Origin of the sequence: Sphingomonas sp. SRS2 (assembly GCF_000971055.1) — a bacterium.
In the GTDB taxonomy this organism is placed as follows: Bacteria; Pseudomonadota; Alphaproteobacteria; order Sphingomonadales; family Sphingomonadaceae; genus Rhizorhabdus.
On the sequence record NZ_LARW01000110.1, the window covers coordinates 43,981 to 64,585 of the forward strand.

The window sequence follows — 20,605 nt, forward strand, 5'->3', positions numbered from 1 at the left end:
ACCCGGTAATCATTCTACCTTGCTGCGGAGGGCTATGGGTTGCCGGTCAGGATCGCCTTCATAGGAACCGGGGGTACGATAGCTTCGATCGGAAGCGATCCGTTCGACTTGCTGGACTATAATGCCTCCGGCGAACGCGTGGACGCGGCCACGATCCTCGACCGCACTGGCCTGGATGGCGTGATCGCCGAGATCGTTCCGGTCGACTTCCGCCAGTTGGACAGCACGGCGATCTCCTTGCAAGACTGGGCCGATCTCGCGGACCTGTGCAAAGAGCTGGCGCGCGATCCGGCGTTGAACGGGATCGTGATCGGGCACGGGACAGCTAGTCTGGAAGAGACGGCATGGCTGCTGTCGCTGGTGCTCGACCTGGAAATACCCGTCGTCGTCACGGGCTCCATGCGGCCGCTGACCGGTCTGTCTTCCGATGCCGCAGCAAATCTTGCAGCGGCAGTGCGCGTCGCGGCCGATCCGACGGGCAGGGGCGGGGTCCATGTCGTCCTGAACGACGAGATTCATTCGCCGCGCACGGTCACGAAGGCGCACACGCTGCGGCTCAACGCGTTCCAGTCGCCATGGTCTGGCCCGCTGGGCACCATCGATGGACCGGCGGTCAATATCGGGCGGCGGGAGCAGCGGGAAAGGTCTCCGCTTTTCTCGGGCGATCTGCTGCGCCGCTTACCGCGCGTCGATATTGTCTACAGCTATGTCGGCGCCGATGGATCGGCGATCAGCGCCTTTGCAGCGGCTGGCGCGAAGGGGATCGTGTCGGCAGGGTTCGGCCCCGGACTGGGAACGCCGGCCGAGACGGAGGCTCTTGCCGATGCGATCGTGCAGGGGGTCGTCGTCGTCCAGTCAGCTCGCACCGGGGCGGGGCCGGTGGTCGACAGCGCCCATCACCAAAGGCTGGGGATCATCGCGGGCAACGATCTCAATCCTCAAAAGGCCAGAATATTGCTCGCGCTCTGTCTCGCGCGGGGCGATGATGCCGCCGCGATCCGGACCGTATTTCAGTCGCTCTGAGCCTCGTCTGGAGCGGGCGGCTTCCAGACCATCTCGTCCGCCAGTTCGCCCAGCCAGGGTATCTGCGCCGCGATCTGCGGAACCATGTGCCGCCGAAGCATGCCGCGTGCCGCATCGGCTATGCGCGGCCCCAGCGTATCGAATTCGTCGCGCCGGGTGATGAGGGTCAGTTCCCGGGAGAAGCCGGGGCTTGGCAGCGGCAGCACGACAAGCGCGGACCGGTTCATCGCGCCCTGCGCCAGGCATAGCGGCGTGGTGATCGCCACGCCCACACCCCCCGCGACCATCGCCAGCAAGGAATCCGATGTGTCGAAGGAGAGAACCTGCTCATGTTCGATACGCAGCCGCCGCAGATGTCGTTCGATCTGCATGCCCATGTGCGATCGGGCGCTGTACCGGATCAGCCGATGTTCGAGGAGCACATCGCGCAGCGGCCGGCCGTTGAGGGATTCTGCCAGGGGTGCGGGGCAGACAAGAACGAAGGGCTCCCGAAAAAGCGGGAAGCGGGTGAGGCCGTCGAGTTCGTCCATCAGATCCGAACTGATCGCGGCGTCGATCTCGTGGCGCATGAGCGCGTCGGCATGCGCATGCGCGAGCCCGGAAAAGGCGGTGACGCGCAGGGCGATCGAGCCCTCCATGAGATCGCGGATGAGGAGCGGCCCGACGGTTGACGCGAAGGTGTCGACCATCCCGAGGCGAAGATCCTGATGTTCGGGGCGCGATGCGGCGGCCCGAATGTCCTCGATAGCGCGCTCGACCCGAACCGCGATCTCATGAATATGGGCGGCAAGAACCCGACCCGCTTCGGTAGGGACGAGCGGCCGTCGATCGCGATGGACCAGCGTCACCTCGACCTGAGCCTCGGCGCGCTTCATCGCCTGCGACACCGCGGACTGCGTAAGGCCGAGCTGGGCCGCGGCAGCGCTCATGCTGCCTTCCTGGATCACGGTCGCGGCGACCTCGAGTGCGTATAGGTCTGGAAGGGGCATGAGCAGCCATTATAATGTTTTCTAGTAGATCTATTAATAATGTGGATTTACGCATTGCCGCAAGGCGGAAGTTTCAACAGGTTCGATGGCGTCGGATCGTCGCTGTTCAGCAGCGGATGGACCGGGCGGATCAAAGGGGACGCAAGTTTGGATCGATCAGAGAGACAAAGATGGCCAAGCTGAAGACGCTAGCGGCTTGCCTCCTTCTGATCGTCGGCACTGCCTGCGCCCGCACCACCGATTGCGGCGGCGATACGCTCTGCCGGATCAAGGCCGCTGGCGTGCTGAGGATCGGAACCAAGGACGATTATGTTCCCTGGTCCTATCGGGCCCCCGACGGCAGCTTCAAGGGCATGGAAGTCGACATCGGCAAGCGGATTGCCGACGCGCTCGGCGTCAGGGCCGAGTTCGTCAAAGTCAATTCGGCCAACCGCTTCGAATTCCTGGCGCAGGGGCAGATCGACCTGATGATCGCGTCCGCGTCCGACACCGCGGAGCGGCGCAAGGTGGTCGCCTTCGTTCATCCCAACTATTATTCCTCCGGCTATACCGCGCTGCTGCCCAAGGTCGTGAAGATGGACGACTGGCGCCGGATGTCGGGCAAGACATTATGCGCGGTGCAGGGGGCCTGGTATAACAAGCCCGCGCAGGAGAAATTCGGCGTAAATATCCTCGCCTTTGCGGGCACCGCCGAAACCGAAGCCGCGATGATCCAAGGGCGTTGCCTGGGCCTGATCGAGGATGACAACCAGATCAACGTTCGGCTCAGCAGCCCGAAATGGACCGGCTATCACATGCCGCTGCCGGTCGAGGACGAGACGCCGTGGGGCATGGCGGTCAGGCAATCCGACAAGCAATCGCCATATTATTATTTTCTGGCCGGGGTAATCTCCCAGATGCACCGTGACGGTACTCTGCTCGCGCTCGAGAAGAGCAACGGCATCGCCAATTCAGCCTATCTGGCCCGGATGCACGAAGCGCTCAGGGATCGCATTTAGGGGTGGCCGGACATGCTTGCTGAAGTGCAGCGCTTTTTTCGCGAGCTGGCGGATTCCGGCATCAATCTGACGATCTTCTATGATGCGTTCGACTTCAGCCGCTTCGTCACGGGTCTGGGCAATACGCTTCTGCTGATCGTGCTGAGCGCCTTTCTGTCCATCGTGATCGGCGCTTTGGGGGCGGCGGTGCTGACGCTCGGCAAAGGGCCTGGCGCGGCGCTGGTGCGGGCCTATGTCGCGCTGTTCCGGAATACCCCGCTGCTGGTGCAGATGTATTTTTTCTATTTCGCGATCGGCGGCATGATGCCGGTGTCGCAGGATGAGCTTGGCCTGCCGGTGCCGCTGCTTGGCAGCTTCAGCTGGGCGGTCATCTCGCTTTCGCTATATGCCGGCGCGTTCAACGTCGAGACGTTCCGGTCGGGCATTGGAGCGGTCCATAGTTCCTATGAGGAAGCCGCTCTGGCGCTGGGTTTCGGGCGTGTGCAGGCGTTTATTTCCGTCACGGTCCCGTTGGCGCTGCGCTTCTCCTTCGCCTCGCTGTCGAATAATCTGGTCGATCTCACCAAGGCGACGACCGTGGCCTATGCGATCGGCGTGGCGGAGCTTCTCTATGTGTCGAACCAGATCTGGTCGGATTCGCTGAACACCATCGAGATGATGAACGTGATGCTGCTGGTCTACCTGACGCTGACCGGCGGCGTCGTTTTCATCATCAATCGCATCGAAGCGGCGATGCGCTTGCCGGGCTTTGGGCTGGAAGGCGCATGACAGAGGACGCGAACCTGCTCGTCCGCGCGATGGAATGGATGCCGTTCGTCCTCAGCGGCTTCGGGCTCAATATCCTGATGAGCATTCTGGCCATCGTCATCGGCACGGTGTTCGGGACCTTTCTTGGCCTGGGACAGCTTTCGACGCTGCGCATCGCGCGGGTGCCCTCGCGGTTCGCCACGCAATTGTTTCGCAATGCGCCGTGGCTGGTTCTGCTGTTCTACTGTATTTTCCTGGTGCCCTATCTGATCGAGATAGGAGGGCTGGCGATCGTCCTGCCCAGCTGGCTGCGCGCGACCATCGGCCTGTCCTTTCCGGTCGCGGCGAATTTTTCGGAGATCGTGCGGGGAACGGTCAGCTCCGTCCCGCGCGGCCAATGGGAAGCCGCCGAAGCACTGGGCTATGGCCGGCGCGCGACGCTGTTCCGGATCATCCTGCCCCAGTGCATCACCCGGATGATCCCGCCCTGGATGAACCTCTACGCGCTGCTGCTGACGGCGACCCCGCTGGCGGTGATCGTCGGCGTGGAGGAGGTGCTAGGCCGGACGCAGGCGGCGGTGCAGGCTCTATCGGATTCGAGAATGCTGATACCGATGTATCTGATGCTGCTGGCGATGTTCTTCCTCTACACCTGGCCGATCAGCCGCCTTTCCCTGATGCTCGAACGCCGCTTCCGCGCGAAATGAGACCGATATGACCTTTTCCCCTTCATCGCCGCCGCTGATCTCGCTGCGCGCCGTCCGCAAGTCCTTCGGGGCCGTGGAGGTCTTGCGCGGCATCGACATGGATATCCGTAAGGGCGAGGTGGTCGCCATCATCGGCCCCTCTGGATCGGGCAAGTCGACGATCCTGCGCACGATCAACGGACTGACTCCGATCGACGAGGGCACGATCAGCGTCGGCGAGATCCGGGTCGACGATCCGCAGGTCGACAAGGTGAAGCTCCGCCACCGCGTCGGCATGGTCTTCCAGCAATATAATCTTTTCCCGCACAAGACGGTGCTGGAGAATGTCGCCATGGCGCCGATCCAGGTGCTGAAGCAGCCGCGAACCGACGTGGAGGCGCGCGCCCGGCTGCTGCTTGCCGAGATGCGCCTGCCGGACAAGGCGAACGCCTATCCCGGTGAACTGTCCGGCGGGCAGCAGCAGCGCGTGGCGATCGCCCGGGCGCTTTGCATGGAGCCCGAAGTCATCCTGTTCGACGAGGTAACGGCCGCGCTCGACCCCGAGATGGTGAAGGAGGTGCTGTCAGCGGTCAGGAACGTAGCCGAAGGCGGCATGACCTGCATCCTCGTGACCCATGAGATGGGTTTCGCCCGGGAGGCGGCCGATCATATCTATTTCACCGACCGGGGCGTCATCGTCGAACATGCCCCGCCGGCGGATTTCTTCGCGCGCGCAAGCGATCCGCGGACCAGGGAATTTCTCTCGAAGGTCCTCTAGCCGTTTCGGAGGCCACCCGGCGGCGGCCTCCGGCTGTCTCTCATTCGAAGAGCTTACGCTCGGTCTTGATCGCATCGACCAGCCGGTCGAGTTGCGCCGTGGTGTTGAACAGCGATGGCGTCACCCGCAGAACCGGGCCGGCCTTCAGCCCGGCCTTGGCGACGACCAGCAGCTTGTGCTTTTCAAGGAAGACCGCCTGGGCGCGCTTCGCCTGTTCGGGCGTGTGCATCCCCCGAAGGCGGAAGCCGGTCATGGCGCCATAATTGTCCGGCTCCGGCGGCAGGGTGATGGTGACGCCGGGGATGTCGGCGGCGCGGGAAACCCAATGGTCGCGAAGCGCTCGCAGATGCGCGAACTTGCGATCGATGCCAATCTGCTCCTGCTGCGCAACCGCCATCGGGATGGTGAGGCGGGCGGCGAAATCGGCCGTGCCGGTGGGGAGGCGCGATATGATGTCGTCGGCCGGATAGACCCGGTTCCCGAACCACGGCAGGATATCGGACAGGCGCTTCTTGTTGATGTAGATTCCGCCGGTGCCCAAAGGCGCGCCAAGCCATTTGTGTAGCGAGAAGCCGACGAAGTTGGCGCCGGTTGCGCGGACATCGAAGGGCATCTGGCCGACCGCCTGCGCGCTGTCGAGAATGACGTCGACCCCGCGCGCCTTTGCCATCGCAATGATCTCGACAACTGGCGGGATCAGTCCGTTGCGGTTGGACACATGGGTCAGCAACAGCAGCTTGGCGCGCGGTGTCTCGTCCAGCATCTTCTGGTAGGTTGCGAGGATGCTCGCGCGGCTATGCGGCTCGGGCAGCGAAAAGCGCACGACCTTCGCGCCGCGGCTCGTTTCCAGATAGTCCATCGCGCACTGCATCTCGTCATAATCGATGTCGCAGTACAGCACCGCATCGCCCGGTTTGATGTCGCGGTAATTGGCGATCAGCGCGTAGAGCGCGTCGGTGCCGCCCCCGCAGAGCGCGACTTCCTCCATATCCGCGCCGATCGTCCGAGCGACGGCGGCGCGCGCCTTGTTCAACTCGCCGGCGAGCGGCTTGCCGGGAACGCCGCCGCGCAGGAAGGTGGAGTTGTAGCGATTGACCCAGCCGATCCGCTCGACATAGGCGGCCTGCACCGCGCGGGTCATTGCGCCATAATAGCCGGCGTCGAAGTTGATCACTGCCGTATCGACGTCATAGGCCGCGACGAGCCTGCGCTGCATTCCGGCGAAATCGAGCCCTGCATAGCTGGGCGGAAGAGCGGATGAAGCGGCGGGCGCGGCGAGCAACCCCTGAAATCCGATGAGGGCTGCGCCCGGCATCGCGGCGGCTCCAGCGAGAAATCGACGACGATCGGTCATGATGGTCCTTCGGGATCGGGTGGCGTTCGGCGGGAGAGATCAACATCCGTTCGCTAGCACGCGTTGCGGATCGAATGCCATGCTGCCCGCCGGCTCCGTAGCGGGCGAAACTTACATAGATATTTTGTCTATACAATAAGAAATTGGTTGATCATTCACCGCTATGGATCAGCCCTGGAGGGCTGCCAATCATGAATATCATTCCCGGAGAATACTCTGCGAAGATGTCGGCTCGGTGGGGGGCGCTGGCCGGAAGTGACCGCAGCATCAAAGTGCCAGCAAGGGCAGCCTAATACCAACGCGCATTGATCATGACCCATGCGCCCATTGGCGTAAGCCGAGGGACATGATCCGCCAAGGCTGATCAACGAGGTTGTTCCATGCATGGCAACAGTGGTCGACGATATCGTCGTAGGATTTGAAGATGCGGTTGGACAGCCAATTGTCGCGCATGAATTGCCATATATTTTCGACGGGATTGAGCTCTGGACATCTCGGCGGCAGCGGCATCAGCGTGATGTTGGGCGGCCCGACCAGTTCGGCCGATCCATGCCATCCGGCCTGGTCGAGCAGGACCACGGCGTGCGCTCCCGGCACAACGTGGAAGGCGATCTCCCGAAGGTGCATGCTCATCGCCTCGCTGTTGCACCGTGGCATAACGATGCCGGCGGCCTTGCCCTGAGCGGGGCAGATCGCGCCGAAGATCCATGCCGAAGAGCGGCGCTGATCCTTTGGCGCTGAAGGACGGGTGCCGCGCTTCGATCCTTTGGCTTCGGTCCAAAAAAGATCGAGTGAGCTCTTTTATCGCGGCTCAGGTGGGGCTTCCGTCGCGCCCGCCTGTGTGGCCATGTCGGTTGACTCTGAGGGCGAATCCTTCGTCGGCGGCGGGGTGTCGTTGGCCCCTTCCGCAGGCTCGCTGCTCGACTTGCCCTCATTTTGAGGGGTATCGGACTTTTGCTGTTCCACCATAGTCTCCTCAGATCTTGCCGCCACCGTTCGCGCCGTAGATCGCGCCGCTCGCAAAACTGCCGTCATCCTCCGCCAGGCGCACATAGATGCCGGCAAGCTCCGCAGGCTGGCCGGGCCGGCCCAGCGCGGTGTCGCCGCCGAATTCGCGCAGCTTCTCCATCGTCGCCCCGCCGCTGACCTGAAGTGGTGTCCAGATCGGTCCGGGTGCGACGCCGTTGACGCGGATGCCTTTGGGGCCGAGCTGCTTGGCGAGCGACTTCACATAATTCGTGGTCGCGGCCTTGGTCTGGGCGTAGTCGTAGAGTTCGCCCGATGGGTTTTCCGCCTGTTCGGACGCGGTGCCGATGATCGCGGCGCCCGGCTTGAGATGCGGTAGCGCCGCCCTGATGATCCAGAAGGGCGCGTAGATATTCGTCTTCATGGTGGCGTCGAAATCGTCGGTGGTGATGTCCAGGATCGATGCTTTGGTCTGTTGCCGCGCCGCGTTCATGACGAGGATATCGATCCCGCCGAGGCCGCTGAGAGCATCGGCAACCAGCCGTTTGCAGAAGCTTTCCTGACGCAGGTCACCGGGGATCGCGACTGCCTTGCGGCCTTCGCGGCGGATCAGGTCGATCACCTCGCGGGCGTCGGGTTCTTCGGTCGGATAATAGTTGATCGCGACATCGGCGCCTTCGCGAGCGAACGCGATCGCGGCGGCGCGTCCCATGCCCGAATCGCCGCCGGTGATGAGCGCCTTGCGGCCCGCGAGCCGGCCGGAGCCCTTCTAGCTCGTTTCGCCATGGTCGGGTCGCGGCTGCATGTCGCGTGCAAGGCCGGGCCAGGGCTGCTTCTGTTCGGCGAAGGGTGGCTTGGGATATTTGGCGCGCGGATCGGCCTGGGCCTTCTGGCCGGCCGCTCCCATCGCCGGCGCGGCGGCGGCGGCGAGCCCGATGGCGGTGCCGGCCATGACGGTGCGGCGCGAAACGCCGTCGGTCCGCGCTTCAGGATCGTTGCCGCTCATTGAATCCGGGTGCGCATCGGTCATGTCTATCTCCGGCAGCCATGCCTTCGCATAACAATCGCAGATGGACGCCGTTCCGGCGTCAGTCGCGCAGATGCGAAATAAAAACACCTATTAACATAGGTTTAGTTGAATTATCCCGACCGACAGCGCAGCTATGCGACGTCCATCGACAAGGACATGCCCATGGCTTTTTGCAGGGGCGAAGGGGCCTTCTCGATCCCCCTGCTATACGCCTTGTCGAGATAGTGTCCGGCCAGATAATAATGGGCGCGAACTGCGGCTGGGTGGCTCGCTCGCTGGGCGAGGACGAGTTCCGCTTCGGCGCGGGTGAGATAATAATCGCTGTCCAGATCCATATGCATGCGTGCAGTTTATGATTTTCGGAACGGGCCGGAGCTAATCCACTTCATCGTCGTGGATCGCCACGTCGCGGATTAAGACCGGCGCGCCGACCTCATGGATGATTCAGCCTCGTCTCCACCCGCATCATCGACACTGCGGCGCGCCGAGGCTGGGTCAACATGAACTGCGCGGCGACCGCGATGTCCTCGGCGCGGAGCATCTTGTGCTCCTTGATCAGTTCGACCTGCTTTTCCGGTGGAAAGTCGGGATATTGGAAGTCCGCGCCGGTGAAGCCCGGCTCGATCAGTCCGACCTTGATATCCTTTCCCGACAGCTCCTTGCGCAGCGCCATGGAGAAGCCTTCGATGCCGGCCTTGGCGGCGACGTAGACCGACGAGCCGGGCGATCTGGACACCGCCGACATAGATCCGATCAGGATGACATCGCTTCCCGCCTTCATCCGCTTCACCGCGCCATGCGTCGTGGCGAGATAGGAGGTGAGATCGACCGCCGTCTGGTAATAGAGATCGTCTTCCGTGGTGTCGGCGAGCGCATCGGCGGGGATCGCGGCATTGATGACCGCGATGTCGAGCCCATCAAGATAGGCGTCGGCGGCCTTGAAGAAGCGTTCGACATCTTCCCGCTTACTCAGATCGACATTGATCCCGTCGCCTTCTCCTACCTCTCGAATGCGGGCGAGGGCGTCATCGAGATGTTCGCGGGTCCGTCCGCAGATGAAGACCTTCACGCCCTCGCTCGCGAGCAGCACGGCGATGGCGCGGCCAATTCCCGTGGTGCCGCCGGTGACGATCGCCTTGCGCCCATCGAGGCTCGGCTGTTCGGTATGTGCGTCGCTAATGTCGGTCATCTGTCTCTCTCCTTGTTAGCAGTGAGGGCAATCCGGGCATCGCCTGATCGAGCCCCGGCGGTTCGTGCCCCAACCGGAGCGCGGCGGCGCGTCATGTCGAGGCCCTCTGCCGGCGCTTTCGCGTGAACCGCAGCCGGACATGAGCATCGCGGACAAGCGTTGCCGGGATTTCGGTCAGAGCGCGCAAGCCCGCCACGGTCGACAGGTTCCGCACCGAGCGGCGCGTCTGGTGGAGCAGCTGCTCGATCATCTCGCGCCGTTCGATCTCGCCTTTTTCGCGGACGAGGCTGAGGCGGTGCAGCGCGAAGAGGCCCAGGATGCCGGCGGTCAGGAAATAGAAATCCCAATGCGAGAGCCGCAACGGCGACAGCAGGACGACACCATCGGGGCTCGTCCAGCGCAGCAGCAATTCGAGCCGCCGCGCGCTGAAGAAATCGGCGAAGGCTCCGCCGATGATCGGAGCGAGACCGGCAGCGGCCGATGTCGCGAGCGCGCTGGTGGCGACATAGGCTGTCGCCGAGCCTTTCGGAGAGAGCTTGAGCGCGATGTTGGTCGTCGCCAGCGTCACCCCCGCGACCGCGGCCCCCATCGCGAGGTGAAGCAGGACAAGATAGGCGGTCAGCGTCTCGCGGTGATCGATCTGGGATGCGCCGATCATCGCCACGATGCAGACGATGTAGGTAGGGGCCGCTACCAGCAGAACGGACTTATTGGTGAAACGGTCGCTCAATGTCCCCCAGTTGCGTAGCGCGGCGAGGTTGGACAGCTGGCTCACGACCGTCAGGATCATCACGAAGGTCATCGAGTAGCCGAGCTGGCGCACGAGGAAGACAGTGAAGAAAGGCGTGGCGAGGTTCACCGCAAACTGCCAGCTCGACAGGAAGATCATCAGGCGCCGGAAGTTGCGGTCGTGCAGTGGCTCGCGGAGGAGGGCTCCAAGGTTGAGCGCTCCCTCCGCACGTTCCTTCATCACCGGCTCCGGAATACGCGCGACGATGGCGGCGGAGATCAGTCCGGCGATGCAGGCGACAGTGTAGAGGGCCGCGAAGGCGATCGCCCGGCCGGATGATCCGGCCGCGGTACGGTCCAGTACCACCGCGGCGGCGACTCCGGCGATCAGGCTCACCGCCGTCGCCCAGGTGGTGCGCCGCGCGAAAACCTGTCCGAGCCGGCCTTCGGGCGCGAGGTCGCGCAACCAGGCATTCCAGGCGCAGCTGCCGAACGCGCTCATGCTGCACAAGACGATCTGCCCCATGGCGATGGCGGCGAGGGCCAGCGGCGGGGGGAGGAGAGCGGCGAACCCCATCACCGCCAGCATCGATCGTCCGATGATGCTCGACAGCACGGCGATGCGCTTGCGCTCACGCAATTTCTCAATGAGCAGAACGGCGGGAGCCTGGAGAAGCTGGCTGAGGAATGGCGCGCTCGCCATGATGCCGATGACGAGATTGCTCGCCCCGAGATAGAGGGCGAAGGCCGTCAAAATCACACCGCTCGTCAGGGCGGTGGTAGCGCTCGAATAGGCGGCCTCGGTGATGACGCGGCGGAGTCCCGCTTCGCACTCGGCTTCACTGATCGCAATTTGTGGTGCGAGCGGCATCACCCCCTCCTTGGGGGGCGGAAATCCCGATCGGCGTGCCCGGTTCCGTTCCTTAACGCAGGATAGTCAAAGTTTGCCGCCGTCACACGCCGCGTTCGAGGCCAGCGGTTTGACCCGGTCCTCGGCGGCATAATCCGGTCGAGCATGACACCAACGCGCTATTGGTTCGTTGATCTCGTTATCCGTTGAAGTGGCTCTTGGGAGAGCGGAATGGCTGGTGCCGGATGATCCATCATGTGTCGGTCGGGTCGAATGATATCGGCCAGGCGAGAGCCTTTTATGGGCCGGTGCTCGAAGTGCTCGGCATGCGGTTGCTCGCCGATCACAACTCGAGCCTCGACTACGGGTCCGGCACGGTCGAGTTCAGCGTGGAGACCCCGTCGGACGGCGCTGCCGCTGCGCCTGGAAACGGCGTCCACATCGCTTTCGCGGCCGAAGACCGGGCAATGGTCGATCGCTTTCACGCGATCGGTCTGGCCAGCGGCGGTGCGGATGCGGGCTCACCCGGGATACGCGCCAAATATGACCGCAACTATTATGGAGCCTTTCTGCGCGATCCGGACGGCAACAAGATCGAAGCTGTGACCTTCTCGGCAGAATGACCTTCGCCGCAGGCGTCGCCATAGGCTCGCGGCGACCGGCGTTGCTGCCTGGCTGTTGCGCAGGCGCACCGGACGCGGACCGGTCGGTCAGTGGCTGACGAAGATTATCAGCAAGGGCGTGGCTGAACCCACCGAGCGTCTGCGCGTTGTGTGTACCGAGAAGCAAGGAGGCCGACATGAGCCCGGAAGATCACAACATTTCTACCGATTATCAGCCGAAAGGCAGCGACCGTAATCAGAGCGATACGCTCGACCGGCGCGTGCCTGCCGACGAGCAGGTCGGCGCCTCCACCGTTGCCCCCGATAAAAAGCCGGGCAGTTCGCCGACCGTCGACGAGAAGGGTCGGCCTTTATCGGGAGACGGCACGACCAGCGATAGTGGTGGCTGACCGACGGCAACAAAATCACCGGCGTCAAATCGTCATGATCCATCGGGGCCGGAGTTTTGCGGCACAGATACACGAGCGAAAGCGTTGTTAGGCGGCAGTTGCCAGTCAAGGAGACAGATCATGGGTGGTGGATTATGGAGCGTCATGACGGTCGTTGGCCCGATCGTGCTAGCGATCGTCATCATCGTTGCGATGATCCGTAACCGTCGGTCGCGCGCCGAGAAGGAATCCAGCGAACGAGCCGTTCGTGAACAGCATGATATCCAGCGGCGGGCGGAGAACCTGCCGCCGAAAGGCGATCCTGTTTCAGCCGAGAAGAACTGAGATGGCGCCGGCGCCCTGGTGATGAACCCGGGCGTCGGCGCCGAGAGTCAGGCTTCGTTTGCCAGGCTGTGCTTGAGCGCGCTGGCCCGATCATGGCCTTCGCGGACCGAGACGAAGGCGCGTTCGATGATCGTGCGGGTTTGCGGCGAGACATCGTCACCGCGCAACGCTGCCTCATATTTTTCCTTGAGGAAATCCTCACCGCGCTCGACCTCGTTGACGACTGCCTCATCGTCTCGGGCCGAGAAAGCCTGCTTCAGATTCATGAAGGTGCGATGGGCGGCGGCGGCGAAGCTGCTGTCGTCTTCCGGATTCCCGCCCAGCCGGCGGACTTCGTCCTGCAGCGTCGCGACAACCGCGCGGCGCTCGCTGGCGAATTCGGAAAAAAGCGATTCGAACCGGCCACCCTCGCTGTCTTCGGCAGCATCCTCGAATCCCTTCACGCTGTCGATCGTCGTCTTGATCAAGCTATTGAGGACCGAAATGTCGGTATCATTATCCATGTTATCTGACTCCGCTGGTCATGTGGGACTGGGTAAACGACCGGCGGCTGAATCGGCTGCACTCGTGTCGGACCCGTACCCGCTTCATTTGGCACACCCCGCCCATCTTGAAATCTTCGCAGAGGATCCCACATCCAAGTCCTTGTTCAACAGCGGAAAGGAGGTGGTCGAATGTCTCATTGTCTCATGCCGCTAGCGGCGGATCTGGGCGCGGCCTCCCTCGCGGGGGACGTCCGCGCTTGATGAAGCCGTAACCGGCTGACAATGGAAGGGCCGCCCCGCAAGAGGCGGCCCTTCGTATTTTGCGGTCCGTGATTGCCGGGCCGGGGCGGTTAGCCGCGCACCTGTCGAACCATCGCCTTGAGCGTCAGTGCGTCGTGCACCGCGGCGGCCTCTCCATCATTATTGAAATAAGCCCAGACCGAGCGACCAGCCTTATCTTGTTCGGCGATCCAGTCGCTCCATTCGAGCAGGATCTCCTCCCGATAACGGCCGTAATATTTGCCGATGCCGCCGTGGAAGCGCACATAAGCCAGCGGACCTGTCGCCCAGCGGGGCGATGCCACACCCGGAAAATCATGCGCGACGAAGCCGGCTCCATACCGGTCGAGGATTTTCGCTACTGCGTCGGTGTACCAGCTTTTGTGCCGGAACTCGAAGACGTGGAGCAAATTAGCCGGCAGCAATTCGAGGAATGCCTCAAGCCGCTCCGCATTCAGCGCAAAGCCGGGCGGGAGCTGGTAAAGAATGGGGCCAAGGCCTTGGCCGAGATGTCCCACAGGCTCCATCATGCGTGCCACCGGCTCTTCGCAGTCCTTGAGTTTCTTGGCCTGCGTGAGAAAGCGGTTCGCCTTTCCGGCATAGCGGAAATCGGGTGGCGCCTGTTCCCGCCAGCTATCGAAGGTGTCCGGCTTGGGGAGCCTGTAGAAACTGTTGTTGATTTCGACCGTGCCGAACTGTTCGGCATAATAAGCGAACCAGCGCTTCACCGGCAGGTCCTCGGGGTAGAAGAGGCCACGCCAATGGCGATACATCCATCCCGAACACCCGATCCGGATTTCCGTTTGCGAGCTGGCATTCATGGCTGCTCAACGGCCGAGGATGCGGTGAGTTCAGCAACTGGCACGACGCAGCGCCCCGAAAAGACAGCAGGCCACGATATCCGTAGCCCGCTGCAGGTGGGGGAATCTCGCTAATCGGTGCTGGAAGGCGGCGCTGGAGATCCCGATTGCGCTTCTCCTGCCTCCTGCAGAGCGTTCTGGGCTTCGACCGCGGCGTTCGCGGACGCGTTGTCGCGAAGGTCGTCGGCTGCATTGCGCAGCACGTCGGCCGCTGCCGGGTCGCTCTGCGCGGCGGCGTTGTCGAGCTGTTCGGCGGCGTTCTCCTGTGCGGTCTGGCCGCAGCCGATCAACGCCGCCATGCCGGCCAGCATGATCGCGAAATTACGGCTGACCATCATTTCGCGCCGCTATGAAGTCTCTTAACCAGATCCAGGTGTTGCTGGATCACGGGCACCGCGCCGGCCGCGACCTGCTTCAGCGCCGGGGTGTCGCCACCTTTTGCGTAACCGCTGTGCAGCGCCAGCGCTTCCTGATGCGCTACGAGCTGTTGCTGGATATATAGCTTCTCCCGGGCGGCGCCCGAGCTCTTTTCCAATTTGTCGATCATCGCCTTGTGCTTCGGCATCAGCTTTGGCGGTGGCACCTGGAGGCCTGCCGACGTCGCGGCGGTCTTTACCTGTTGGGTGGTATTGCTGTGATCGCGGATCATCATGTTGGCGAAATCGCGGACGCCTTCGTTCCCGGCGTCTTTCAATACCAGCTCGCTCGACGTCTTTTCGTAGAGGTCGCTGGCCCCTGCCGATGCGATGTAATCGGTGGCCGTGGTTCGCGGCGATTGGGCGAATGCCGCCGCTGCCATGGACCCAACAATGAGGAGAGGAAATCGAGCGTGCATCTGGCATCCCTTCGGTTGCGGAGTTCTCCCAGCGCAAACGAGAAGGATCTTTGTTGGTTTCTGGAAGGGGATCTATTTATCTGGACTTTGACTAATCCAGTATAATGCAATTCTATATTCGGTCGGTTGTTTAACGCATGTTATCAAACCGGCCCTGGCGTCCAGCGGGAAAGGAATGGAGCTGTTCCCGTTCGCCAAGTTGCCGACAGGAGCCCAGCAGCGCCAGCCGGTCAGGCGCGAGCAGGCGGAGGACGCCGCTGCGAAGATCGATGAGCTCTTCGCGGCGCATCGTCTGCAAGGTCCGGTTCACATGCACACTTGTCAGCCCCAACAGATCGGCGAGAACTTCCTGGGTCAGCGGCATGGCGAAACGGTCATGTTCAACCATGCCCGCCAACTCGAACCGATCGCGCAGCTCGAGGAGCCAATCGCTCATGCGCTCGAGCGCATTCAGCCGTCCCAACCGTGCGATGTGCCGGAACAAATAGGCCTCGTGAAGCGCGGCGCTGCGCCGATATGCGGCGGCCAGCGCAGACAATTCGCCATCTCCTCCCGTCGCCGGCGGCATTGAGCAGACCGTGACATCCGTGAGGGTTGCGACGGTCGACGTCGCGGGCGCGTCGCGTTCGCCGTGAAAGGCGATCACGTCACCGGGCAGCAAAAGGCCCAGGATTTGCCGGCGGCCGTCGGCGAAGGTCCGCACATGACAAGCCCAACCGCTCAGCACGATTGACGGAGCCGCGCGCGTCTGCAGCTCCACCTGGATCTCGCGGTGCGGGCGCAGGCGGCGAGGCTGTCTTGCCGAAGCCTGGAGAAGGCTGACTTCGTAATCGGTAAGAGGAGCCAATGCGCTTAGCCGCCGGACGGCGGGCTCGACGAGCGGAGCGGAAGCCAGATTGATTTTCATGCCAATTCCAGTCTGTTGCGCGCCCCCGCGACAATAAGGTTAAATCACGGGAGCTGCGACCACGTCCAGCGGGATCGTGATGATGCAGGTTAATCCCCCCGGCCTTAAATCGAAGCTCGTCGTCGCCCCGATCTGATAGGGCAGCGCCTGTTCGATGAACTCCCGTCCGAACCCGCGGCGCAACGGCGCTGCGCCAATGATGGCGACTCCGGACTCCAGCCACTCCAGCGTCAACGCATTTCCGGCAACTGTCCAGCGGATAAGTAGCCGGACCCGCGCGTCGCCACCGGACAGGGCGCCGAACTTCAGAGAGTTGGTAACGAGCTCATGAACCGCAAGGGCGGTGAGTTGCGCCACGTCCTGATTTATGTGCGCCTCGTGGCCTTCGATGGTGATGACCGGATCGTCGCCGAACTGGAAGCTGTGGAGTTCGTCGCGCACGATCTGCTCGACATCCACCGAGCGCATCGGATCGATCGAATGAAAGGATTGGTAGCGCGCTATCGTGTCCAGCCTGCCGTGAAAATGATCGGCGATGTCGTCGATCGAACCGCCGCTCGTCATCGAGCGCGAGAAGATCGACCGGATGATCGCCAGCATGTTGCGCACCCGATGCTGGAGCTCGTTGCGCAACACCGCTTCGCGGTCGCGTGCGCCCTGCAGCTGTTCCTGGGTGCGCCGCAAAGCCTTTCGCACGGAAATGAGCTCGGCTTCAGCTGGTTCGTTTCGTTCGAGGGATGACACGGCCCTCTTATCCTTCGCCTGATCGACTAATTGCAGTTTAACGCTGCGTAACGTCCACTGTGCCACAGAGTTTTGCGGCGTGCACGACCGAGGTTTCTTTTTTGCCACAACCGGCCCGTGCATTGCACTGGCCAGCGCAGGAACCCCCCGGTGGACGGCGCGACCATGGCGGGGTAGCAGTCGATAGCGCCATCCTGGCGCGCACCGAGAAAAACATGGTCGAAAAAATCGCGCCCGATCCCGAGTTCGAATCCTTGCTGCGCTATATTCAGGAAAGCCGCGGCCTCGATTTCCGTGGGTATAAGCGCACCAGCCTGCGGCGGCGAATCGCATTGCGCATGGAAGCCGTCAGCGTCGAGGATTTCGCGTCCTATCGCGCGCATCTCGAAGCGCAGCCGGGCGAGTTCGAGGATCTGCTCAACACCGTGCTGATCAACGTCACGTCCTTCTTCCGCGACCAGGACGCGTGGGATGTGCTGAGGACGCAAGTGATCCCGCAGATGCTCGCCGATCCGGAAGACGATCGCGCGATCCGGGTGTGGAGTGTCGGCTGCGCATCGGGCGAAGAGCCATATTCGATCGCTATGTTGCTGGCGGAGGCGCTTGGCACGCCCGAGTTCTGCCGTCGCGTGAAGATCTACGCGACCGATCTCGACGAGGAGGCGCTCAAGGTCGCCCGGCTCGCGACATATGCGCCTCGCGATGTGGATGGGGTGCCCCCCGAACTGCTGGCGAAATATTTCGAGCGGACCAACAATCATTATATGTTTGAGCGCGAGTTGCGCAAATGCGTGATCTTCGGCCGCCACAATGTCGTTCACGACGCACCGATCTCGCGCATCGACCTGCTGATCTGCCGCAATCTGCTGATCTATCTGGAAGCCGAGACCCAGTCTTTGGTGCTGCCGCGCCTTCATTATGCGCTCAATGCCGGCGGCCACCTGTTCCTCGGCAAGGCCGAGACTCAACTCGCCCGCTCCGCGTTGTTCCGGCCGGTCGAGATGAAGCACCGCATTTTCGCCAAGGTGGCGCAGGAGTGGCGCCGCCCGCTGGGAAGCCTCGCCACTGTTCGGCAGGCGCGGCTCGAGCCGCCGTTGACCGATATCAAGCTGCTCGAATCGGTCCTGAACGAAGCCGGGAACGCGTTGCTCGTGGTGGATGACGCGGGCGCGGTTGCCTTCGCGAACCTTCCCGCCCGTCAGCTGCTCGGCGTGGGCGAAGCGGATGTCGGCCGGCCGTTCCAGGACCTGCCGATCTCCTATCGCCCCATGGAGCTGCGCGGGCCGATCGAGGAGGTCTTCCGGCTACGGCGTCCGGTGCGCCTCGACGATCAGGAATATCGCCTCTCCCAGAATCAGGTGATGCGCCTCACCATCGACTTGCGGCCCTTGCACCGGCCCGAGGGCGGCGTTCACGCCGTGCTGCTGCTGTTCACCGATTCCACGCGCACCTATGCGCTGCAGCGCGAGCTGGAGGCTGCGCAGGAAAATCTCGAAAATTCGATCGAGGAACTCCAATCGGCGAACGAGGAGCTGGAGACCACCAACGAGGAGCTCCAGTCGACCAACGAGCAACTGGAAACCACCAACGAGGAACTTCAGTCCACCAACGAGGAGTTGGAGACGCTCAATGAGGAGGCGCGCTCTAGCAATGAGGAGATGGAGTCGGTCAACGAGGAACTGCGCATCCAGGCCGAGCAGGCTTCGAGCTATCGGCTCTATCTGGAATCGGTGCTGCGTTCGATGAACGGCGGCATCATCGTGATCGACCAGAAGCATTCCATCCAGAGCTGGAACCGCTGGAGCGAGAATACATGGGGGCTGCGCGGCGAAGAAGTGATCGGCACCAATCTGGATTCGCTCGATATCGGTTGTCCGCTCCACCTTCTTCGCGAAGATCTGACGGCGGTTCAGTCGGGCCGCGATGAGCAGACCGAGAAGATCCTGGAAGGGATCGACCGGCGCGGGCGGCGCATATTGTGCCGGGTCCGCGTTTCGGGATTGCTTGATGAAGGGGGCGGCAATCACGGGCTGGTGCTGGTGTTCCAGGACATCACCGAGGACCGGCTGCACGAGGACTATGTCCGCCACCTCTGCCGCGTGATGGGTCGGGCGCTCAACGAGATCTATTTTCTAGATCCCGCCACCTTGCGGTTCACCCAGGTCAACGACGGTGCACAGAAGAAGCTTGGCTTTGCGGCTACGCAGCTCACGCAAATGGAATTGGCCGACGTCATTCCGGGCATAGCCGCCGCGGATATCCGCACGCTGGTCGCGCCGCTGCTGAAGGGCCAGGAACAGGAGGTCGTGTTCGAGACGGACGTGAGAGTCGCCGGCGGGCGCGAGTATCCCGCGGAGATCCGCATGCAATATTTCGCCGACGAGGCGCCGCCGGTCCTGGTCGCCATCGTCCACGAGAAGAGCGACCATCAGCAGCTTCCCGCAACGGCAAGCGCGGCCGAATGACATGAACGAATGCCGAATGAGATTATAAGCCGGCATTAAGCCGCCGGGGCTCAATCAGGGCGCCAATTTGCAGGCACTCTGACGATGACCGCATCCGCCGATCAGTTCCTCGAGAATGCAGTGACCAGGCTCAGCGCGCTGGAACGACGGCTGGAAGCGACTTATGCTGCGATCGATAGCGCTCGCGAACGGCTGGTAGGGGACACAGAGCCGGTGAAGAAGGGCCGGCTGACCGTATCGCCCGAGATTCCACCCGCCGAAATCCGCTAACTCAGCTCGACATCGGGGCGGCGCAAATTCTGCATCGCGCCTTCCAGCACCGTGATAAGCTGTGCGGCATCGCTCGACGCGTCGTTCCAGCGCTTTTCCGCATGGCTCAGCCCGCTGGCCCGCGCATTCGTGCTCATCTGCTCGAATAATTTTATCCGGTCGCGGTGGGTCCGCACCGCGATCGACAGCGCCCGTTCCAGTTCGTCGCTCTGCGCCGCCGCCAGCCCCAACGGGGTGAATGCGTGGCCGACCTGGCAGCGGAAGTGCGGCTCCTTCTGCATCTCGATATGGTTGAGCACCCCGCCGCAGTCGGGGCAGGAGATGTGGCTGGGTTGGCCTGGCGTGACGATCTCGGGTTCCATGACGGCGAATTCCTGTGCGGCTATGCGATCCTCGACACGATATTCCTCCGGAAGGGGAATGCCGATCCCCGCCTCTTCGCGCGTCAGCCTGTCGAGCAGCGCGGCGAGCTCGGCTATCGGCACCGCATGATCGACATGATCGCGCAACAGTGCGTTGCGCGGCATCGAGGGCCATTCGGCGTCTTCCGGATCCTGCACGACCGACATACCACTCGCGGCCTTGATCGCGATCAGCCCCTCGGTGCCATCGTCGAGCAGGCCGGTGAGCACCACCCCGATCACGCGCGGGCCATAATGTACCGCCGCCGACCGGAAGAGCGCGTTGACCGCGGGACGGGTGCGGTTTTCATAGGGGCCGCGCCGCATCAGCAATTTGCCGGGACGGAGCAGAATATGAAGGTCGGGGGCCCCGACATAGATATGACCCCGTTCGATCTGTTGGCCATCGGCCGGGCACAGTGCATGGAGCGGACCCGCCCTGTCGAGCAGCAGCGGGAGTACGCTGCGCGCGGAGGGCGAAAGATGCTGCGCCACGAAGACGCTTGCCGGTAAATCGGCGGGAAGCGCCGCGCAGAGCCGCTGAAGCGCATCGACGCCGCCTGCGGATGAACCGATCACGATTATGTCCCTGGTCGACACATGCACCTCCTTGTGTCGGCGGAACGAAGCATATCAGTTTTTGGGTGCAGCCTAATTGATGTATTTAAGGGTCCGTTTGTGGCT

At 62.8% G+C, this 20,605-nt stretch carries 22 protein-coding genes and 2 pseudogenes; 10 read left to right on the forward strand and 14 right to left on the reverse strand.

Annotation, left to right across the window (positions count from 1 at the left end; all coding sequences use genetic code 11):
• Positions 1 to 39: 39 nt before the first annotated feature.
• Positions 40 to 1,023, forward strand: coding sequence for an asparaginase (locus WP12_RS17490; protein WP_046194962.1), 984 nt, complete (start codon positions 40 to 42; stop codon positions 1,021 to 1,023).
• Here the strand turns inward: WP12_RS17490 and WP12_RS17495 are convergent.
• Positions 1,011 to 2,012, reverse strand: a complete 1,002-nt coding sequence (locus WP12_RS17495; RefSeq protein WP_046194963.1) for a LysR family transcriptional regulator — start codon at positions 2,010 to 2,012, stop codon at positions 1,011 to 1,013. The two genes, WP12_RS17490 and WP12_RS17495, sit on opposite strands and share 13 nt — an antisense overlap.
• Positions 2,013 to 2,182: 170 nt before the next feature.
• Between WP12_RS17495 and WP12_RS17500 the strand changes: the two genes are divergently transcribed.
• The 4 genes from WP12_RS17500 to WP12_RS17515 are packed head-to-tail and all read left to right on the forward strand — an operon-like array spanning position 2,183 to position 5,221.
• Positions 2,183 to 3,010 carry a transporter substrate-binding domain-containing protein gene (locus WP12_RS17500; RefSeq protein ID WP_052730469.1) on the forward strand — a complete coding sequence of 276 codons (828 nt, stop codon included), beginning with the start codon at positions 2,183 to 2,185 and terminating at the stop codon, positions 3,008 to 3,010.
• A gap of 12 nt (positions 3,011 to 3,022) precedes the next feature.
• Complete coding sequence (locus tag WP12_RS17505) at positions 3,023 to 3,778, forward strand: amino acid ABC transporter permease (protein ID WP_046194964.1); 756 nt, start codon at positions 3,023 to 3,025, stop codon at positions 3,776 to 3,778.
• Positions 3,775 to 4,464, forward strand: coding sequence for an amino acid ABC transporter permease (locus tag WP12_RS17510; RefSeq protein ID WP_046194965.1), 690 nt, complete (start codon positions 3,775 to 3,777; stop codon positions 4,462 to 4,464). Before WP12_RS17505 ends, WP12_RS17510 begins: the two co-directional genes overlap by 4 nt.
• Before the next feature lie 7 nt (positions 4,465 to 4,471).
• Entirely contained in the window at positions 4,472 to 5,221 is a 750-nt protein-coding gene (locus tag WP12_RS17515; protein ID WP_046194966.1) for an amino acid ABC transporter ATP-binding protein, read from the forward strand.
• 40 nt (positions 5,222 to 5,261) lie between these two features.
• Here the strand turns inward: WP12_RS17515 and WP12_RS17520 are convergent, their stop codons facing one another.
• The 6 genes and pseudogenes from WP12_RS17520 to WP12_RS17545 form a co-directional block, all read right to left on the reverse strand.
• Positions 5,262 to 6,575, reverse strand: coding sequence for an aminotransferase class V-fold PLP-dependent enzyme (locus WP12_RS17520; protein ID WP_046194967.1), 1,314 nt, complete (start codon positions 6,573 to 6,575; stop codon positions 5,262 to 5,264).
• A gap of 309 nt (positions 6,576 to 6,884) precedes the next feature.
• Positions 6,885 to 7,337, reverse strand: a pseudogene (locus tag WP12_RS17525) (IS630 family transposase); the annotation flags it as partial.
• 214 nt (positions 7,338 to 7,551) lie between these two features.
• Positions 7,552 to 8,448, reverse strand: a pseudogene (locus WP12_RS17530) (SDR family oxidoreductase).
• Positions 8,449 to 8,702: 254 nt separating this feature from the next.
• Positions 8,703 to 8,906 carry a hypothetical protein gene (locus WP12_RS17535; protein WP_046194968.1) on the reverse strand — a complete coding sequence of 68 codons (204 nt, stop codon included), beginning with the start codon at positions 8,904 to 8,906 and terminating at the stop codon, positions 8,703 to 8,705.
• Positions 8,907 to 9,004: 98 nt separating this feature from the next.
• Complete coding sequence (locus tag WP12_RS17540) at positions 9,005 to 9,760, reverse strand: SDR family oxidoreductase (RefSeq protein WP_046194969.1); 756 nt, start codon at positions 9,758 to 9,760, stop codon at positions 9,005 to 9,007.
• A 91-nt stretch (positions 9,761 to 9,851) separates the two neighbouring features.
• Positions 9,852 to 11,360 carry an MFS transporter gene (locus WP12_RS17545; RefSeq protein ID WP_052730470.1) on the reverse strand — a complete coding sequence of 503 codons (1,509 nt, stop codon included), beginning with the start codon at positions 11,358 to 11,360 and terminating at the stop codon, positions 9,852 to 9,854.
• 224 nt (positions 11,361 to 11,584) lie between these two features.
• Between WP12_RS17545 and WP12_RS17550 the strand changes: the two genes are divergently transcribed.
• The 3 genes from WP12_RS17550 to WP12_RS17560 all read left to right on the forward strand — a co-directional run bounded on the left by WP12_RS17550 (position 11,585) and on the right by WP12_RS17560 (position 12,675).
• Positions 11,585 to 11,962, forward strand: coding sequence for a VOC family protein (locus WP12_RS17550; RefSeq protein WP_046194970.1), 378 nt, complete (start codon positions 11,585 to 11,587; stop codon positions 11,960 to 11,962).
• A gap of 176 nt (positions 11,963 to 12,138) precedes the next feature.
• A complete protein-coding gene (locus WP12_RS17555) occupies positions 12,139 to 12,351 on the forward strand; it encodes a hypothetical protein (RefSeq protein WP_046194971.1) in 213 nt (70 codons plus the stop codon).
• 120 nt (positions 12,352 to 12,471) lie between these two features.
• A complete protein-coding gene (locus tag WP12_RS17560) occupies positions 12,472 to 12,675 on the forward strand; it encodes a hypothetical protein (protein ID WP_152664059.1) in 204 nt (67 codons plus the stop codon).
• 47 nt (positions 12,676 to 12,722) lie between these two features.
• On the opposite strand, the gene WP12_RS17565 is transcribed toward WP12_RS17560, so the two are convergent.
• The 6 genes from WP12_RS17565 to WP12_RS17590 form a co-directional block, all read right to left on the reverse strand.
• Positions 12,723 to 13,178, reverse strand: coding sequence for a ferritin-like domain-containing protein (locus WP12_RS17565; protein ID WP_046194973.1), 456 nt, complete (start codon positions 13,176 to 13,178; stop codon positions 12,723 to 12,725).
• A 332-nt stretch (positions 13,179 to 13,510) separates the two neighbouring features.
• Positions 13,511 to 14,260: a DUF72 domain-containing protein gene (locus WP12_RS17570; RefSeq protein WP_046194974.1), complete on the reverse strand. Its 750-nt coding sequence runs from the start codon at positions 14,258 to 14,260 to the stop codon at positions 13,511 to 13,513.
• Positions 14,261 to 14,370: 110 nt separating this feature from the next.
• Complete coding sequence (locus WP12_RS17575; RefSeq protein WP_046194975.1) at positions 14,371 to 14,637, reverse strand: hypothetical protein; 267 nt, start codon at positions 14,635 to 14,637, stop codon at positions 14,371 to 14,373.
• A complete protein-coding gene (locus WP12_RS17580) occupies positions 14,634 to 15,098 on the reverse strand; it encodes a DUF4142 domain-containing protein (RefSeq protein WP_052730471.1) in 465 nt (154 codons plus the stop codon). The genes WP12_RS17575 and WP12_RS17580 overlap by 4 nt, the downstream gene beginning before the upstream one ends.
• Positions 15,099 to 15,264: 166 nt before the next feature.
• Entirely contained in the window at positions 15,265 to 16,041 is a 777-nt protein-coding gene (locus WP12_RS17585; protein ID WP_046194977.1) for a Crp/Fnr family transcriptional regulator, read from the reverse strand.
• Positions 16,042 to 16,080: 39 nt separating this feature from the next.
• On the reverse strand, positions 16,081 to 16,851 hold the full coding sequence (locus WP12_RS17590; protein WP_160299240.1) for a sensor histidine kinase: 771 nt from the start codon (positions 16,849 to 16,851) through the stop codon (positions 16,081 to 16,083).
• A gap of 149 nt (positions 16,852 to 17,000) precedes the next feature.
• Between WP12_RS17590 and WP12_RS17595 the strand changes: the two genes are divergently transcribed.
• Together WP12_RS17595 and WP12_RS17600 are read left to right on the forward strand one after the other, a co-directional pair.
• A complete protein-coding gene (locus WP12_RS17595; RefSeq protein ID WP_046194979.1) occupies positions 17,001 to 19,250 on the forward strand; it encodes a CheR family methyltransferase in 2,250 nt (749 codons plus the stop codon).
• A gap of 84 nt (positions 19,251 to 19,334) precedes the next feature.
• Positions 19,335 to 19,520 (forward strand): hypothetical protein, encoded by a 186-nt coding sequence (locus WP12_RS17600; RefSeq protein ID WP_046194980.1) that lies wholly within the window; start codon positions 19,335 to 19,337, stop codon positions 19,518 to 19,520.
• Here the strand turns inward: WP12_RS17600 and WP12_RS17605 are convergent.
• Positions 19,517 to 20,521 (reverse strand): chemotaxis protein CheB, encoded by a 1,005-nt coding sequence (locus WP12_RS17605; protein WP_046195006.1) that lies wholly within the window; start codon positions 20,519 to 20,521, stop codon positions 19,517 to 19,519. The genes WP12_RS17600 and WP12_RS17605 overlap by 4 nt on opposite strands.
• Positions 20,522 to 20,605: the final 84 nt, after the last annotated feature.

What these genes read in the sequence shown, in the direction of transcription:
- WP12_RS17495 (WP_046194963.1), bottom strand. Translation starts at nt 2,012, where the DNA reads ATGCCCCTTCCAGACCTATACGCACTCGAGGTCGCCGCGACCGTGATC.
- WP12_RS17500 (WP_052730469.1), top strand. Translation starts at nt 2,183, where the DNA reads ATGGCCAAGCTGAAGACGCTAGCGGCTTGCCTCCTTCTGATCGTCGGC.
- WP12_RS17505 (WP_046194964.1), top strand. Translation starts at nt 3,023, where the DNA reads ATGCTTGCTGAAGTGCAGCGCTTTTTTCGCGAGCTGGCGGATTCCGGC.
- WP12_RS17510 (WP_046194965.1), top strand. Translation starts at nt 3,775, where the DNA reads ATGACAGAGGACGCGAACCTGCTCGTCCGCGCGATGGAATGGATGCCG.
- WP12_RS17515 (WP_046194966.1), top strand. Translation starts at nt 4,472, where the DNA reads ATGACCTTTTCCCCTTCATCGCCGCCGCTGATCTCGCTGCGCGCCGTC.
- WP12_RS17520 (WP_046194967.1), bottom strand. Translation starts at nt 6,575, where the DNA reads ATGACCGATCGTCGTCGATTTCTCGCTGGAGCCGCCGCGATGCCGGGC.
- WP12_RS17535 (WP_046194968.1), bottom strand. Translation starts at nt 8,906, where the DNA reads ATGGATCTGGACAGCGATTATTATCTCACCCGCGCCGAAGCGGAACTC.
- WP12_RS17540 (WP_046194969.1), bottom strand. Translation starts at nt 9,760, where the DNA reads ATGACCGACATTAGCGACGCACATACCGAACAGCCGAGCCTCGATGGG.
- WP12_RS17545 (WP_052730470.1), bottom strand. Translation starts at nt 11,360, where the DNA reads ATGCCGCTCGCACCACAAATTGCGATCAGTGAAGCCGAGTGCGAAGCG.
- WP12_RS17550 (WP_046194970.1), top strand. Translation starts at nt 11,585, where the DNA reads ATGATCCATCATGTGTCGGTCGGGTCGAATGATATCGGCCAGGCGAGA.
- WP12_RS17555 (WP_046194971.1), top strand. Translation starts at nt 12,139, where the DNA reads ATGAGCCCGGAAGATCACAACATTTCTACCGATTATCAGCCGAAAGGC.
- WP12_RS17560 (WP_152664059.1), top strand. Translation starts at nt 12,472, where the DNA reads ATGGGTGGTGGATTATGGAGCGTCATGACGGTCGTTGGCCCGATCGTG.
- WP12_RS17565 (WP_046194973.1), bottom strand. Translation starts at nt 13,178, where the DNA reads ATGGATAATGATACCGACATTTCGGTCCTCAATAGCTTGATCAAGACG.
- WP12_RS17570 (WP_046194974.1), bottom strand. Translation starts at nt 14,260, where the DNA reads ATGAATGCCAGCTCGCAAACGGAAATCCGGATCGGGTGTTCGGGATGG.
- WP12_RS17575 (WP_046194975.1), bottom strand. Translation starts at nt 14,637, where the DNA reads ATGATGGTCAGCCGTAATTTCGCGATCATGCTGGCCGGCATGGCGGCG.
- WP12_RS17580 (WP_052730471.1), bottom strand. Translation starts at nt 15,098, where the DNA reads ATGGCAGCGGCGGCATTCGCCCAATCGCCGCGAACCACGGCCACCGAT.
- WP12_RS17585 (WP_046194977.1), bottom strand. Translation starts at nt 16,041, where the DNA reads ATGAAAATCAATCTGGCTTCCGCTCCGCTCGTCGAGCCCGCCGTCCGG.
- WP12_RS17595 (WP_046194979.1), top strand. Translation starts at nt 17,001, where the DNA reads ATGGTCGAAAAAATCGCGCCCGATCCCGAGTTCGAATCCTTGCTGCGC.
- WP12_RS17600 (WP_046194980.1), top strand. Translation starts at nt 19,335, where the DNA reads ATGACCGCATCCGCCGATCAGTTCCTCGAGAATGCAGTGACCAGGCTC.